Below are 14,365 nucleotides of genomic sequence, written 5' to 3'. Positions count from 1 at the left end.
GCGCCCCGCCGCCCAGTATGGCGGCGCATTCGAAGATGGAGCACGGGCTCGGACAGGGTTTCGGCCAGCAGGCGAAGGAAGCTCCTGCCTCCGCCCACTGCCGCCCGCGTCCTGACTGCAACGCACATGGCCAAGGGCTACCCGCGCCACATCCGACGGGGCCTGTGAAGCGGCGCCCTTGCCGCATGCCCAAGGTGGACAAGGCCGGGCGGTGGGCGCAGATAGCGCCGCCCCGGAGCACGATCCCCGCGCTGCCGGAACGGGTCAGCGCGGGGATCGTGCTCCGGCAGCATCCAATGCGGAGCAGCCAGCCCTGGATTGGCCGGAACGGCCCGGTTCCGTCAATCCAGGGCCGGCCCGCGGGACCGCCTCGGAAGGTCATATGAACGCCAATCGCATCTCGCTCCCCAAGGACCGGATCCGCGTCCTGCTGCTGGAAGGCATTGCCGACAGCGCGGCGGAACTGCTGGCGGCCGCCGGCTATGAGACCGTCACCCGCCACGCCAAGGCGCTGGAAGGCGCGGCGCTGGCGGAGGCGCTGCAAGGCGTCCACATCCTCGGCATCCGCTCCCGCACCCAGCTCACCGCTGCGGCGCTGGCGGCTGCCGACCGGCTGATCACCGTCGGCTGCTTCTGCATCGGCACCAACCAGGTCGATCTGGAGACGGCGCGGCTGCGTGGCATCCCGGTGTTCAACGCGCCCTTCTCCAATACCCGCTCGGTGGCGGAGCTGGTGATGGGCGAGGTGGTGATGCTGCTGCGCGGCATCCCGGACCGCTCCCGCGCCGCGCACCAGGGCGGCTGGGACAAATCGGCCAAGGGCAGCTTCGAGGTGCGTGGCCGCACCCTCGGCATCGTCGGCTACGGCAATATCGGCAGCCAGCTCTCGGTCCTGGCCGAGGCCTTCGGCATGCGGGTGATCTATTTCGACCACACCACCAAGCTGCCGCATGGCAATGCCCGCCCCTGCGCCTCGCTCGGGGAGCTGCTGGCGGAGGCGGATATCGTCACGCTGCACGTGCCGGAGACGCCGGAGACCATCGGCATGATCGGCGCGACCGAGATCGCCACGATGAAGCCGGGCAGCATCCTGATCAACAATGCCCGCGGCACGCTGGTGGATCTGGAGGCGGTGGCCGCGGCGCTGCGCGACCGCCAGCTCCTCGGCTTCGCTGCCGATGTCTTCCCGGTGGAGCCGGCGCTGAATGGCGAGCGCTTCGAGAGCCCGGTGCAGGGCCTGCCGAACGTGATCCTGACCCCGCATATCGGCGGCAGCACGGAGGAGGCGCAGGCCCGAATCGGCCAGGAGGTGGCGCGCAAGCTGGTGGATTACAGCGATACCGGCGCGACCCTGGGCGCGGTGAATTTCCCCCAGGTCCAGCTCCCGCCCCGCCCCACCGGCGCCCGCTGGACCCATGTGCATCGCGACGCGCCTGGCGTGCTCTCCCGCATCAACGAAGCCTTCGGGCGGCGCGGGCTCAACATCGCCTCGCAGTATTACCAGACCCAGGCGGAGCTGGGTTACGTGGTGGTGGAAAGCGTCGAGGCGCGGGACCAGGCGGAGGCCATCCTCGCCGAATTGCGCGCTTTGCCCGGCACCATCCGGGCCCGGCTGATCTACGAGCGGGAATAACCGCCCGCCGGCGGCGCGGGACTGCTACCCCCGCACCGCCAGCAGCACGCCGCCCAGGGTCAGCGCCAGCGCCGCCCCCTCCCGCAGCCCGAAGCCCTCGCCGATCAGCAGAGCCGAGCCGATGACGCCGATGACCGGCGCCAGCAGCGTCCCAACCGTGGCCAGCGAAGCCGGCAGGCGCCGTAGCGCCGCGAACCAGGCGAGGTAGCAGAGGCAAAGCGGAAAGCTGGCCATGAAGGCGAGGAAAGCCCAGCTGCGCGGCGAGAGCGCCGCGAAATCCGGCCGTTCCAGCAGCAGCGTCGCCGCGGCCAGCGGCAGGGAGCCGAGCCCCACCTGCCACACCACCGCCGCCGGCGCCGGCATGGGCAGCGGCCAGCGCTTGGTCACCACGGTGCCAAGGGCGAAAAGCATGGAGCCGGACAGCGCCAGCGCCACCCCCGGCAGCTTGGCCAGGCCGAGATCGATCCCCTTCCCGCCCACCACCACCAGCAGCGCCAGCAGCCCGCAGGCCAGGGCGCCCAGCCGGCGGGGCGTCGGCACCTCGCCCAGCACCGGCCAGGCGAGCAGGGCGGCCCAGACCGGCATGGTGTAGGCGATGATGCAGGCCTCTCCCGCCTCCAGCCAGATCAGCGAGAGGGTGGCGAGCCCCATCCAGCCGCTGAAATTGAGCAGCGCCGCCAGCCAGAGCCGCGGCCAGAGGGCCGGCGGGACGCTGAGCGGCGTGCCCGCCGCCCGCACCAGCACGGCCAGGATGAGGGCGGCCGCCAGCCCGGCCCAGGCGCGCGCGGCCATGGGGGGCAGTTCCTGCAGCAGCAGCTTCAGCGGGGGCCAATTGGCGCCCCAACCGATGACGGCGAAAGCCAGCAGCAGCAGGCCGCGCGGGTCGGACCGGCTGCGGATCATGGATGCGCCTCGCCGGCCAGGGCCTGCACTTCCTCCGAGCTCCGCCCCGCCTCGCGCAGGGCGCGCAGGGTCGGCGCCCTGTCCCGCTTCGCCAGGCGCCGCCCGCTGGCATCCCGTAGCAGGGGATGATGCGCATAGGCGGGGGCCGGCCAGCCCAGCAGGACCTGGAGCAGCCGGTGCAGATGCGTCGCCGGCTTCAGATCCTCGCCCCGCGTCACCAGGGTCACGCCCTGCAGCGCATCATCATGGGTGACGCAGAGATGGTAGCTCCCCGGCATCTCCTTCCGCGCCAGCACCGGATCGCCGAATTGCGCTGGGTCGCAGCGGATCCGTCCCTCGCCGACTTCCTCAAAGAAAAGCGGGGATGAGATCGCTGCCAGGGCGGCCGCCATGTCCAGGCGCAGCGCGAAGGGTTCCCCCACCGCCTGCCTTGCCTCCCTTTCCCGCGGGCTGAGGCGCCGGCAGGTGCCCGGGTAGAGCGGCCCATCCGGGCCATGTGGCGCCTGCCCCGCCTGCGCCACTTCCCGCAGAATCTCCGCCCGGGTGCAGAAGCAGGGGTAGAGCAGCCCGCGCGCCGCCAACCGGTCCAGGGCCCGGCGATACTCCCCCCAATGTTCGGATTGCACCCGGACCGGCCCGTCCCAGTCCAGGCCGAGCCAGGCCAGATCCTCCAGGATCGCCGCGGCGAATTCCGGCCGGCAGCGTGTGGCGTCGATATCCTCGAGCCGCAACAGGAAGCGCCCGCCCGCCTCCCGCGCCGCCCGCCAGGCGCGGAGCGCGCTGTAGGCATGGCCCAGATGCAGCAGCCCGGTCGGGCTGGGGGCGAAGCGGGTGGTGATGGTTGCCGGCATGACCAGGTGCGGGGTAGCGAGGCCGCAGCAGAGGAGCAAGCCGCATGGCCACCCTGGATGGACCCCGCCTCGGCCCCCGCGCCGGCGGTGCAGCGCAGCAATTGGTCGTATTGCTGCACGGGCTGGGCGCGGATGGGCAGGATCTGATCAGCCTCGCCCCGGAATGGGCCGAGTCCCTGCCGCATGCCGCCTTCATCGCCCCGGATGCCCCGACCCCCTGCGACATGGCGCCCTGGGGACGGCAATGGTTCAGCCTGCAGGACCGCAACCCGGCCCGGATGGAGGTGGGCCTCCGCGCCGCCGCCCCGGCGCTGCAGAGCTTCCTGGATGCCGAATTGGCCCGGCTCGGCCTGCCGGGCTCGGCCCTCGCCCTCGCCGGCTTCAGCCAGGGCTGCATGATGGCGCTGTTCTGCGGGCTGCGGCGCGCCACCGCCCCGGCCGCCATCCTGGGCTATTCCGGCGCGCTGCTCGCCCCTGCCAGCCTGGCGGCGGAGATCACCTGCCGCCCCCCGGTGCTGCTGGTGCATGGAGACGCCGATGATGTCGTGCCCGTCGCCGCGACGCGGAGTGCTGCCACGGCGCTGCTGGCCGCGGGCGTTCCGGTGGAGACGCTGTATCGCCCCGGCCTGGCCCATGGCATCGATGCGGCCGGCATTGCCGCCGGCAAGGCCGCCCTGTGTAGTGCCTTCGGCGTGACACCGGAGTGAAACCACGCCACCCCGCAGTTGCGCCGCCTGGGCCGGGCTGGCAAGAATGCGGTGACGATTCGGCGGCGCCACAGCATATGGGGCCTGTTCGCCGGAACAGGCCCCATTTCTGGTTGGCCCCGCACCGGAAAAGGAGCGGTGCTTGCCTGACGGCGGTAGCTTCATCGGTGGCCAGGGCTTTCCGGCGCTCGTGCTGAACGCTGACTTCCGGCCGCTCTCCTATTTTCCGCTCTCCATCTGGTCCTGGCAGGATGCGGTGAAGGCGGTGTTCCTCGACCGCGTCTCCGTGCTGAACGAGTATGAGGCCGAGGTGCATTCGCCGCGGCTCTGCATGCGGCTGCCCAGCGTAATCGCGCTGAAGGAATATATCCCGGCGGCGCGGCGCCCGGCCTTCACCCGGTTCAACGTGTTCCTGCGCGACCGCTTCGAATGCCAGTATTGCGGTGAGGGGCGGCCGACCCATGATCTGACCTTCGACCACGTTATCCCCCGCAGCCGCGGCGGGCGGACGAGCTGGGACAATGTCTGCACCGCCTGCGGGCCCTGCAATCTGCGCAAGGGCAACCGCCTGCCGCGGGAGATCAACATGCATCCCCGCCAGTCGCCGCGCCAGCCGACGAGCTGGGAACTGCAGGAGAATGGCCGGGCCTTCCCGCCGAACTACCTGCATGAGAGCTGGCGGGACTATCTCTACTGGGATACCGAGCTGGAAGGGTAAGGCCAGACGGCCGGGCGATACCGCGGCCACCCTGGGTTACCGCGCCTTCACCCGGCGCTTCCCATGGCTGTCCTGCGGCACGCCGCGACCGAGCGACATATGGCTGTGCACCCCAACCCAGCGCCCATCCGGCTGCTTCGCCAGCACGATGGTCGCGCGGCCCGGCCGGTCGAAGGGCGTACCGTCCGGCTGGAAGCCGGTGCTGGTCCAGGGCGTGACCGCCACCGCCATGGCACCGTCCGGGGAGGCCAGCACCATCGTGTTCTCCAGGTCGAAGGTGAAGTCGGCGGTGCGCGGCCAGACATTGTCCCATTGCGTGTCGGTCCAGCGCTGGCGGCTCTTCACCAGCTCCTGGTAGGTGCCGAAGATGACGATGGCGTCGTGCCAGAAGGGGTAGGCGCTGGCGTAATCCACCTCCCGTACGCAGGCCGCGAAGCGGGCCAGCCACGCCTTGATGGTGGCGCTGGTCGCGGGATCGGCTTCCGGCAGGGGCAGGTTGGTCGGCATCGTCGGGCTCCTTTCCTCGCGGCGAACCTAGGTCGTTTCAGCTGCCCCGTCAGCCTGCCCCCAGCGCGCCGCTGGTGGTGCCGGCATAGAGCTGCCGCAACTCCCGCTTCAGCAGCTTGCCCGCGGTGTTCTTCGGCAGGGACTCCGCAATGATGATCCGCTTCGGCACCTTGTAGGGCGCCAGCCTGTCCCGCGCATGGGCGAGCAGTGCCGCCTCCACCGCCGCCGGCGGATCGGCGCGCAGCACGACGACCGCCGCCACGGCCTCGATCCACTTCGGATCGGGCACGGCGATGACGGCCACCTCCGCCACCGCCGGATGGGTGAACAGCGCCTCCTCCACCTCCCGGCTCGCCACCAGCACGCCGCCGGTGTTGATGAGGTCCTTGGTACGGTCAACGATGGCGAGATAGCCCTCCTCGTCGATGGTGGCGACATCACCGCTGTGGAACCAGCCGCCTTCGAAGGCCTTCGCCGTCTCCTCCGGCATGTTCCAGTAGCCGAGGAGAAGCTGCGGCGAGCGATGCACCACCTCGCCCCGCTCGCCCGGCGCCACGTCGCGCATCTCGGCATCCACCACGCGGGTCTCCACATTCAGCACCGGGCGGCCGACCGAGCCGGGGCGGGCCTCATGCTCCTCCGGCCGCAGCACGGTGGCGAGCGGGGCGATCTCGCTCTGGCCGTAGCAGTTGAAGGGCCGCGCCTGGGGCAGGCGCCGCCGCAGCTCCTGCAGCACCGGCACCGGCATGATGGAGGCGCCGTACTGCACCTTCTCCAGGCTGGAGAGGTCGCGGGTGGCGAAATCCGGGTGCTGCAGCAGGCCGATCCAGACGGTGGGCGGGGCGAAGAAGGTGGTGATGCGCTCACGCTCGATCAGCTCCAGCACCTCGGCGGGGTGCGGCGCCTCGATCAGCAGGGTGAAGGCGCCGTTCAGCAGCGACGGCATGGTGAAGGCATGCATCTGCGCCGTGTGGTACAGCGGCAGCGCGGCGAGGCAGCGGTCGTCGCGCCGCATCTCCAACTCGATGATGCAGCTCGCATATTCCGCCAGCAGCGCGCGATGCGTCATCATCGCGCCCTTCGGCAGGCCGGTGGTGCCGGAAGTGTATTGAAGCTGGACCAGATCCTCCTCACGCACCGCCTCGCCCGGGGCAGGGCCGGCATCCCAGCCTGCGTCGAGGGCGGCGGCGAGGATGTCCGCCTCCCCTCCACCCACATCCAGCGTGCCGCGCAGCAGGGGGCCGCCGGCGGCCTCCGCCGTCCCGGCCAGCGCGGGCTGGGTGAAGAGCGCCGCGGCGCCGGATTGGCGCAGGATGTAGTCGAGCTCCGCCGTGGTGAGGGCGTAATTCACCGGGACATGGACAAGCCCGGCCCGGGCGCAGCCCAGCCACAGCAGGATATAGGCGTCGCTATTGCGGCCGAAGGCGCAGACGCGGTCGCCCGGCCGCAGCCCCTGCGCCAGCAGGAAGCGGGCGACGCGGTCGGCCGCCTGGTCCAGGGAGCGGAAGGACCAGGCACGGTCGCCGAAGCGCAGCGCCGGCCGCTCGCCGAAGCGGGCGCCGGAACGGCGGATGGCATCGCCGATGGTGTTGCGCCGCGCGCGGCTGCCGATCTCCTGCATGGACTCCCTCCCTGGCTTTGGGAGGCAGCGTAGCAGAGCAGGAGGGTTGGAATTGAAGGGGGATCCTCACCGGCCAGCCTCTCCGGCGGCACGTTAGTCCGGCGGGAGCCGGCCAAGCAGCTTCACCCAGACGGCGGGCTCGCCGGCGCCTGCCTGCCGGCTCGGCCCCCAACGCACAGCGAGTCCAGGCAGGCCGGGCGCCGCCCTATTCCGCCGGCACGTGCACGCAGCGGGCCATACGGCCCGGCACCGGGCGCCGCGGCGCGATCTCGCCCACCGTGCAGACCTCTTCGGCCTCGGTGCAGCGCGGCGCGAAGGGGCAACCCACCGGCACGGTCTCCAGGCTCGGCGGCGCGCCGGGGATGGTGGTCAGCCGCTGGCCGCGCATGCCGCCATGCACCGTCGCCCCCAGCAAGCCGCGCGGATAGGGGTGCAGCGGGCCGGTCATCAGCGCGCCGACCGGCCCCTCCTCCACCACCCTGCCGGCATACATCACCGCCACCCGGTCGGCGATCTCGCCCGCCACGCCCAGATCATGGGTGACGAAGACGACGCCCATGCCAAGTTGCTCCTGCAGCTTGCGCAGCAGCAACAGCACCTGGATCTGTACCGTGGCGTCCAGCGCCGTGGTCGGCTCATCCGCCAGCAGCAGCTTAGGCTTGCAGGCCAGCGCCACGGCGATCATGGCGCGCTGCCGCAAGCCGCCGGAAAGCTCATGCGGATAGGCTTCCAGCCGGCGCCTGGCCGAGGGGATCTGCACCAGCTCCAGCAGCTCCAACGCCCGCGCCATGGCCGCGGCGCGGGAAAGCCCCTCATGCCGCTGCACCGTCTCGGCGATCTGCCTGCCGATGGTGAAGACCGGGTCCAGCGCCGTCATCGGCTCCTGGAAGATCATCGCCACGTCGCTGCCGCGGAAATCCTGCAGCTCGCCCTCGCTCATCGCCGTCACGTCGCGGCCCGCCACCTCGATGCGGCCGGACACCTTGGCCGTCCGCGGCAGCAGCTTCATCAGCGCCCGCATGGTAACGGATTTGCCGGAGCCGCTTTCGCCGAGAATGCAGAGCACCTCGCCGGCGGCGAGGTCGAGATCCACGCCATTCACCGCATGCACCGTGCGGTCGCGCGTCACGAAGCGCACATGCACGTCGCGCATGGTAATGAGCGGCGATGCCGCAGCGGTGGTCACGACCGGGCGTTCCAGTATCTCGCTCATGCCGCCAGCCTCCCGGCCTTGCTGTGCCCGCTGCCGGGCAACGCCATGTGACAGGCCGCCTCATGCCCGGCGCCGAGATCGGCCGCGACCGGCGCCCGCTCGGCGCAGACCGCCTCGGCATAGGGGCAGCGGGTGCGGAAGCGGCAGCCGGAGGGCGGGTTGATCGGGTTGGGCGGGTCGCCCGTCAGGGGCGGCTCGGTCCGGCGCTTCGTCGGGTCCATGCTCGGCCGGCTGGCCAGCAGCGCCTGGGTATAGGGATGCGCCGGCCGGTCATAGATGGCGTCCACCGGCCCCTGCTCCGCCACCTGGCCGAGATACATCACCAGCACTCGGTCCGAGATGTACTGCACGACGTTCAGGTCATGGCTGATGAAGACATAGGTGAGGCCGAATTTCTCCTTCAGATCCATCAGCAGGTTCAGCACCTGCGCCTCGACCGATTTGTCGAGGGCGGAGACCGGCTCATCCAGCAGCACCAGGCGCGGCTGCAGCGCCAGGGCGCGGGCGATGTTCACCCGCTGGCGCTGGCCGCCGGAGAGCTCATGCGGGTAGCGCCGGGCGAATTGCGCCGGGGAGAGGCCAACCGCCGCCAGCAATTCCCGCGCCCGCTGCCGCGCCTCCGGCCCGGATACACCATGCACCTTCGGGGCGAAGGCGATGCTGTCCTCGATCGGCAGGCGGGGGTTGAGCGAGGCGTAGCTGTCCTGGAACACCATCTGCACCTGGCGACGGTAATCCTTCAGCGCGATGCCGCCGGTCTGGCTGTCCTGCCCCACGCCCTCGCCGTCGAAGACCATCTCGCCGGCATCAGGGTCCATCAGCCGCATCAGCAGGCGAGCGGTGGTGGATTTGCCACAGCCGCTCTCCCCGACGATGCCCAGCGTCTCACCCTTGCGGACGGCGAAGGAAACACCGTCCACGGCGCGCACCGTTGCTACCGTGGCGCCGAACATGCCGCCGCGGATGGGGAAATGCTTCTTCAGGCCGTTGAGACGCAGCAGCGGCTGGGCCGGGCCGCCGCGATCTTCAGGGAAAGGAAGGGGTGCGCTCATGCGGCGGGTGACGCAATCGGCGTGCCAGCGGCCGGCAAGGCCGGACTCGCTGCGGCGCAACACCTTGCCCCTTTCCTGGGCAGCCGCCTGCCCGGAGCCGCGCCACGTGATCGGTCGCCGGCCGCGCATGGTCCGCAACGGCTGGCCGGCGTCGCGGCTCGGCCTCAGCCCTGCCTGGATGCCGCCAGGAGATGTGCCCGATAGGCCACGGCCGAACGGTCATGCAGCCGCGTCTGCCAGGGGAAGGCCAGATCCTCGCCCTGAATCGCCAGCCCTGGCTGCGCCGTGACCAGGCTGCGCAGCAGCGGCTCGGCTGCGCCGGCCATGGTGCCGCGCTGGGAATGGCCGCCGACCCAGGACGTCACTGGCGTGGCCCGCGTGGCCCAGTCATAGGGCGTGGCCAGCAGGAGATGGCCTCCCGGCGCCAATTGCGCCGCCAGGGCCGCCAGCAATTGCGGCGGATCCGGCACGCAGTCGAACAGGTTGAGCGCCGCCACCAGCGCCGCCCCGCCGGGCGCAAAGGGCAGGCAGCCGGCATCGCAGGCCCAGAAATCCACCCGCTCGGCGCCCGACAGCCGCAACGCGAATTCCCGCCGGTCATAGACCAACCCGATGCGGCGACGCGGATAGCGCATCCGACCTTCTAACGCCCGCCGCGCCAGGCGCAGCACGCCGAGATTGACGTCGCAGCCGAGCACCAGCGCCTCCGGATGCCGCGCCGCCAGGTCGAAGCTGGTCCGGCCGGCGCCGCAGCCAGCATCGATCAGCCGCCCGCCCCCGACGCCCGGCGCGAGGTCCAGCAGCCGCGCCAGGCAACGCCGCACGGCCCCCGGACGCGGCCCGTGCGGTACGTCCTCCTCCGCCGGGTCGAGATCGGCATAACCGTCCCAGCCATAGGTGGAGGCGGTGAGGCGGATGCTGTCGAACCAGCTATCGGGACCGATCGCATCGCCCAGCAGACTTTCCAGCAGCGGATCCAGATCCTCCCGCAGCAGCAGCTCCACCGCCCTTTCGCCGAGCATCCGGCGCAGCTCCGGCACGATCAGCGGCACGCCACCGAGGATCGGGTATTCATGCAAGCAGGCGGGGTTGGGGCATTGCAGGATGCCGGAGAGGATGTCCCCGCTTTCCTCCGCCGCCACATGGGCCAGCAGCAGGGCCTGCTCCCCCGCACCGCTGCGCAGGCAATGCGGGCACAGCGGGCGGAAAGCGTCGAAATGGCGGCGGCGCATGCCGGCTCAGCCGCCGATCATCACCGTCGGACAGCCGGGCGGGAGGACCTTGCCCGTGGGCATCGGGATCACGGCAACGCAGGCGGCATGCGAGGTCATGTCGCCCACCCGGGCCGCGGGGAGCCCGCCGATCAGGACAGTCGCCGAGCCCATGGCCACCATGCCCGGACCGCCGGGAACGCAGGCCGCCAGGGTGCAGGGCGCAGTGATGCTCGTCACGGTCGCCGCCGGTGCGCCGCCGATGAGCACAGTCGGCACGCCGACCGTGATGGCAAGCGGCATCGGCGGGTGCGGCACGGGCGTGGGAACGGGCGCGGGCGGATGGATGGGGGCGTGGCAGTGCGGCCCATCCTGCAGCACCATATCGCCGATTCGCGCCGCTGGCGGCATGGCCCCCTCCTTTTCACGCAGCGGTGTAGTCTAATCCGACCGCTTCCGTTCCGGAAAGCCGGCGAATGCCCTGACTCCTCGACCTCGCGACAGTATGCTTGCGGAACGGCGGCATAGAAACGGGCGGATTGCGCGCATGGACTACCGCATCGACCAGCAGGCGATCAGCAATATCGCCAAACTCGCGACACAATTGCCCACCCTGCACGCCCCGATCCCGCCGCATATGGCGGCGCTTGAGCAGCGCCTGGGCATGATCCCCTCCGGCCAGGCCCTGGGCGTCCCAGCGGGGTGCTACCCGACGCTGCCCCCCGACCTGCTGCGGCGGCTGATGTCTATGGTGCTGCCGCCCATCCCCCTGCTGAACGGCATGCCGATGCTGGGGGTATTGGCCAATCTGCGCTTCCTGGTGGCCGTCCGGCTCGGCTTTCCCATCCCGCATTCCATGCAGCTTCTGGCGGCGTTGATGGAAAAGCTCGACCTCAGCGCGCTGTCCCTGATCGCCCGCATGCCCTGGGGGCCGCTGAGCGGGCTGCACATGCTGATGAATATCGGCGCCCTGCTCCGGGTTCGCCTCAACATCGGCCCCTCCCAGGTCGATGCTACCCTACGGATCCAGGAGAATCTGCCGAAGGCCCTGCCGGCCTTCGGCGTGCCCCTGCCGCCGCCCTACATGCTGCCGAACCTGATGGGCATCCTGCGGTATCTGCTCAATGTCCGCATGCTGTTCTCCATCGCAGAGATGATGGGTGTCAATCTGCGGCTGCCGGGCACTATTCCCTATTTCTCGGCGCAGCTCCGCATGCTGCTTTCGGTCCGGCTGCCGATACTGGCCGTCATGCCCTCGCTGCTGCCGAATCTCTATCTGCTGGCACGCATCAACGCCATCTGGCCGATCGCCGATATCGCGCTGAACCTGCCGGTCTTCCGTGCCCATATCGCGGCCATCCTGCGGCTGAACGTCCCGCCCATCCCCTCCTGCATCGGGCCGCAGCAATTCGCCAACCTGGCTAACACGCCGCCGGCGCTGCCGACGCCGGAAACGGTGGAGGAGATCATGAACACCGACCTGTCCGAGATCGCCAAGGTCGATTGGAAGATTCCCGACAAGCTGCCGATCCAGGATTCTATTCCCGGCCTCAATGCCCTGGCGCTGCTGCAGAATATGGGGCCGGTCCTGGTGCCGAACGGGCTACCCGGCAAGGATGCGCCTGCGGTCAAGCCGCCCGCCATTCCGGGACAGCCCAACCCCTCCCTTGTCCTGCCGGATTTCTGAGCCGCGCGACGCCATCGCGGAATGCGGCAGGCCGCCCCTGACGACGCGAGGCGACGGGACGTCGGGAATCCAATTCAGCCAGGAGTGGCCAGGGCGCCCGCGCCTGCGAGCCTATGCCGGCGGCGCTGACCCTTGACCCACCCGTCTGCGGCAGACCGTTCCTGCAGCGCGCAACCGCCGCTCAGGGGCCAGTTGCAGGCCTCACCCTCACCCGTGACCGCCAGCGGAGATCAATTGATCTTCACCATCGCGCCGGAAATGCTGGCCATGGCAGCACCCGAGACCTCGGCATTCGGCGCCCCGCTCATCTTGGCACCGGCCGGGCCGAGCTCCACCGAACTCGCGCCTGCGGTGAGCTTGATGCTCGTGGCGTCCATCTTCATCGTGCTGCCGCCGATCGACAAGGTGATGGAGCTGGTATCCAGCACCGCCTTCGTCCCGCCCACGACAAGGGTGATGCTCTGCGCCGCATCGATCTTGCTGGTGCCGGCGCTGACCTTCAGCTCGTGATTGCCGGTCTTGATGGTCGTGGTCTGGTTGCCGGTATCGACATTGATGGCCTGGTTGCCGCTCTGCACCGTCACCGTATGGTCGGATTTGATCGTGACGGTGCGCTTGCCGGTCTTCACCGTCAGCGTGTCGTCGACATCGTTGATGGTAACCGTCCGGTTCTTCGTGATGGTGCTGGTCTGGTCGTTCAGGACGATGATGTTCATGTCCTTCTGCGCATGCATGAAGAACTCTTCCGAGCCCGCCTTGTCCTCGAAGCGGATCTCGTTGAAGCCATCGGCATTCGGCGATGACTTGCTCTTCAGCGTGGATTTGGTCTTCTCGCCGGGCAGGGCGTAGGGCACGGTCTGCGCATCATTGTAGACGCGGCCGGTGATGATCGGCCGGTCGGGATCGCCCTCCAGGAATTCGACCACCACCTCCTGCCCGATGCGCGGCAGGATGATGCCACCATAGCTGAGCCCTGCCCAGGGCTGGGAGACGCGGATCCAGCAGGAGGAATTCTCGTCATTGGTGCCGATGCGGTCCCAATGGAACTGGACCTTCACCCGGCCGTACTTGTCCGTATAGATGTCGTCATTGCCGGCGGGGCCGACCACCTTGGCCGTCTGCGGCCCGGTGATGACCGGCCGCCGCGTCAGCCGCCGCGGCCGCCAGGGGGTGGTGGCTGGCACTGTCTGGAAGACCGCCCGGAAGGTGTCGCGGGTTTCCCCGCCCTCCCCGGTCGTCTCCTCCACGGTCATGAAATAGCTGGCGCCGATGACCAGGTGCGAGATGTTCTGGGTGTCATCGGCGAAATCCTTCAGGGTGAAGGTATAGCCGGTGCTGAGCGGGCGGATATTGCCCTCCCCCTGCGCGATCGTGCGCGGCGCGGCCAGTTCCTGCATGCGGATCGCCGCAACCTTGCTGCCCTCCGCAGTGGTGGCGTAGCTGCCCGGGTAGTCATAGACCTCATAGGCATTATGGGCGCTGTGGGAGGGCGCAAGACGGAGCTGCGAGGTGAGGTCGGTGCCCGAGGTCTCGAAATTATAGTCGCGCTGGACGTAGAGCGCCGGCGTGATGTTCGCCGTCGTCTGCCAGTCCCAGATATGGTCGTCCTTGCGCCGATAGGTGTGGTCCGGCTCGAAGAAGGCGATCTCCGCCGCGCCCGGAATCGGCTGGTGGGAGGAGGCGTCGTCGGTCAGCATCAGGGTGTGCGCACCATCCGCGTGCTTGTGATAGTAATAGATGCCGACCTCTTCCATCAGCCGGCTGACGAAGTCGAAGGTGCTCTCGCGGTACTGCACCACGAATTCTTGCACCGGCAGCGAGGCCGCATCGACGATCGCGGTTTCGAACTGACCGCCCATCCCGGCATCGGACAGCGCCTGCTTGATGATGTCGACCAGGGTCTTCTGCTGGTAGATGACGCACTTCACCTGCTGCGAGAGCAGCCAGAACATCGGCCGCAGCTCGAAGCGGTAGCGGTCATAGCCGCTGCCCTGGCCGAGATAGGCGGCGCGGGTGATCACCCCATTGAAGAAGCGGTAATTCGTTTCATCCGGCAGCAGGATCTTCACCGTCATCTTGGAGCCGATGACGGCAAGCAGATCGGCCTTGGTGACCGAGGTGCTGACCAGATCCACCTCATAGCGGAAGGGTCGGCCCAATTCCTCCGTCCCAACTAGGCGGTCGAAGAACAGCTTGAAGCCCGGATCCGGGCTGACCGCGATTTCGACATGGCGGTTGAGCAGATCGACCATACTTGCCAAA

The 14,365-nt window shown here is 69.4% G+C and carries 13 protein-coding genes; 4 read left to right on the top strand and 9 right to left on the bottom strand.

Annotated elements, in window-relative coordinates; genetic code table 11:
- Positions 1-382: 382 nt before the first annotated feature.
- The gene (gene serA, locus E5N76_RS05470) at positions 383-1,633 is read left to right on the top strand and encodes a phosphoglycerate dehydrogenase (protein WP_149536291.1); all 1,251 of its coding nucleotides are present in this window, start codon (positions 383-385) and stop codon (positions 1,631-1,633) included.
- 24 nt (positions 1,634-1,657) lie between these two features.
- Here the strand turns inward: serA and E5N76_RS05465 are convergent, their stop codons facing one another.
- Complete coding sequence (locus E5N76_RS05465) at positions 1,658-2,536, bottom strand: DMT family transporter (protein WP_149536290.1); 879 nt, start codon at positions 2,534-2,536, stop codon at positions 1,658-1,660.
- Positions 2,533-3,387, bottom strand: a complete 855-nt coding sequence (gene gluQRS, locus E5N76_RS05460) for a tRNA glutamyl-Q(34) synthetase GluQRS (RefSeq protein ID WP_149536289.1) — start codon at positions 3,385-3,387, stop codon at positions 2,533-2,535. The genes E5N76_RS05465 and gluQRS overlap by 4 nt, the downstream gene beginning before the upstream one ends.
- 44 nt (positions 3,388-3,431) lie before the next feature.
- Here gluQRS and E5N76_RS05455 point away from each other — a divergent pair, with 44 nt between their 5' ends.
- Positions 3,432-4,094, top strand: a complete 663-nt coding sequence (locus tag E5N76_RS05455) for an alpha/beta hydrolase (protein WP_149536288.1) — start codon at positions 3,432-3,434, stop codon at positions 4,092-4,094.
- 142 nt (positions 4,095-4,236) lie between these two features.
- Complete coding sequence (locus E5N76_RS05450; RefSeq protein ID WP_187829991.1) at positions 4,237-4,812, top strand: HNH endonuclease; 576 nt, start codon at positions 4,237-4,239, stop codon at positions 4,810-4,812.
- A 36-nt stretch (positions 4,813-4,848) separates the two neighbouring features.
- Here E5N76_RS05450 and E5N76_RS05445 read toward each other — a convergent pair whose 3' ends face one another.
- The 6 genes from E5N76_RS05445 to E5N76_RS05420 all read right to left on the bottom strand — a co-directional run bounded on the left by E5N76_RS05445 (position 4,849) and on the right by E5N76_RS05420 (position 10,827).
- Positions 4,849-5,319 carry a YybH family protein gene (locus E5N76_RS05445; protein WP_149536287.1) on the bottom strand — a complete coding sequence of 157 codons (471 nt, stop codon included), beginning with the start codon at positions 5,317-5,319 and terminating at the stop codon, positions 4,849-4,851.
- Between the two features lie 49 nt (positions 5,320-5,368).
- Positions 5,369-6,940 carry a fatty acyl-CoA synthetase gene (locus E5N76_RS05440; protein WP_149536286.1) on the bottom strand — a complete coding sequence of 524 codons (1,572 nt, stop codon included), beginning with the start codon at positions 6,938-6,940 and terminating at the stop codon, positions 5,369-5,371.
- Positions 6,941-7,145: 205 nt separating this feature from the next.
- Positions 7,146-8,153 (bottom strand): ABC transporter ATP-binding protein, encoded by a 1,008-nt coding sequence (locus E5N76_RS05435; RefSeq protein WP_149536285.1) that lies wholly within the window; start codon positions 8,151-8,153, stop codon positions 7,146-7,148.
- The gene (locus E5N76_RS05430; protein WP_328593054.1) at positions 8,150-9,268 is read right to left on the bottom strand and encodes an ABC transporter ATP-binding protein; all 1,119 of its coding nucleotides are present in this window, start codon (positions 9,266-9,268) and stop codon (positions 8,150-8,152) included. Before E5N76_RS05430 ends, E5N76_RS05435 begins: the two co-directional genes overlap by 4 nt.
- Positions 9,269-9,369: 101 nt before the next feature.
- Positions 9,370-10,437, bottom strand: coding sequence for a class I SAM-dependent methyltransferase (locus E5N76_RS05425; RefSeq protein WP_149536283.1), 1,068 nt, complete (start codon positions 10,435-10,437; stop codon positions 9,370-9,372).
- Between the two features lie 6 nt (positions 10,438-10,443).
- A complete protein-coding gene (locus tag E5N76_RS05420; RefSeq protein ID WP_149536282.1) occupies positions 10,444-10,827 on the bottom strand; it encodes a PAAR domain-containing protein in 384 nt (127 codons plus the stop codon).
- A gap of 136 nt (positions 10,828-10,963) precedes the next feature.
- On the opposite strand from E5N76_RS05420, the gene E5N76_RS05415 reads away from it, so the two are divergent.
- Positions 10,964-12,103, top strand: a complete 1,140-nt coding sequence (locus E5N76_RS05415) for a hypothetical protein (RefSeq protein ID WP_149536281.1) — start codon at positions 10,964-10,966, stop codon at positions 12,101-12,103.
- A 230-nt stretch (positions 12,104-12,333) separates the two neighbouring features.
- Here E5N76_RS05415 and E5N76_RS05410 read toward each other — a convergent pair whose 3' ends face one another.
- Positions 12,334-14,355, bottom strand: coding sequence for a type VI secretion system Vgr family protein (locus E5N76_RS05410; protein WP_149536280.1), 2,022 nt, complete (start codon positions 14,353-14,355; stop codon positions 12,334-12,336).
- Between the last annotated feature and the right edge of the window lie 10 nt (positions 14,356-14,365).

It is taken from the genome of Siccirubricoccus phaeus (assembly GCF_008360935.1).
Lineage (GTDB): Bacteria > Pseudomonadota > Alphaproteobacteria > Acetobacterales > Acetobacteraceae > Siccirubricoccus > Siccirubricoccus phaeus.
This window is presented reverse-complemented; position numbering and strand designations above follow the sequence as displayed.

What these genes read in the sequence shown, in the direction of transcription:
- E5N76_RS05445 (WP_149536287.1), bottom strand. Translation starts at nt 5,319, where the DNA reads ATGCCGACCAACCTGCCCCTGCCGGAAGCCGATCCCGCGACCAGCGCC.
- serA (WP_149536291.1), top strand. Translation starts at nt 383, where the DNA reads ATGAACGCCAATCGCATCTCGCTCCCCAAGGACCGGATCCGCGTCCTG.
- E5N76_RS05420 (WP_149536282.1), bottom strand. Translation starts at nt 10,827, where the DNA reads ATGCCGCCAGCGGCGCGAATCGGCGATATGGTGCTGCAGGATGGGCCG.
- E5N76_RS05435 (WP_149536285.1), bottom strand. Translation starts at nt 8,153, where the DNA reads ATGAGCGAGATACTGGAACGCCCGGTCGTGACCACCGCTGCGGCATCG.
- E5N76_RS05440 (WP_149536286.1), bottom strand. Translation starts at nt 6,940, where the DNA reads ATGCAGGAGATCGGCAGCCGCGCGCGGCGCAACACCATCGGCGATGCC.
- E5N76_RS05410 (WP_149536280.1), bottom strand. Translation starts at nt 14,355, where the DNA reads ATGGTCGATCTGCTCAACCGCCATGTCGAAATCGCGGTCAGCCCGGAT.
- E5N76_RS05455 (WP_149536288.1), top strand. Translation starts at nt 3,432, where the DNA reads ATGGCCACCCTGGATGGACCCCGCCTCGGCCCCCGCGCCGGCGGTGCA.
- E5N76_RS05465 (WP_149536290.1), bottom strand. Translation starts at nt 2,536, where the DNA reads ATGATCCGCAGCCGGTCCGACCCGCGCGGCCTGCTGCTGCTGGCTTTC.
- E5N76_RS05425 (WP_149536283.1), bottom strand. Translation starts at nt 10,437, where the DNA reads ATGCGCCGCCGCCATTTCGACGCTTTCCGCCCGCTGTGCCCGCATTGC.
- gluQRS (WP_149536289.1), bottom strand. Translation starts at nt 3,387, where the DNA reads ATGCCGGCAACCATCACCACCCGCTTCGCCCCCAGCCCGACCGGGCTG.
- E5N76_RS05415 (WP_149536281.1), top strand. Translation starts at nt 10,964, where the DNA reads ATGGACTACCGCATCGACCAGCAGGCGATCAGCAATATCGCCAAACTC.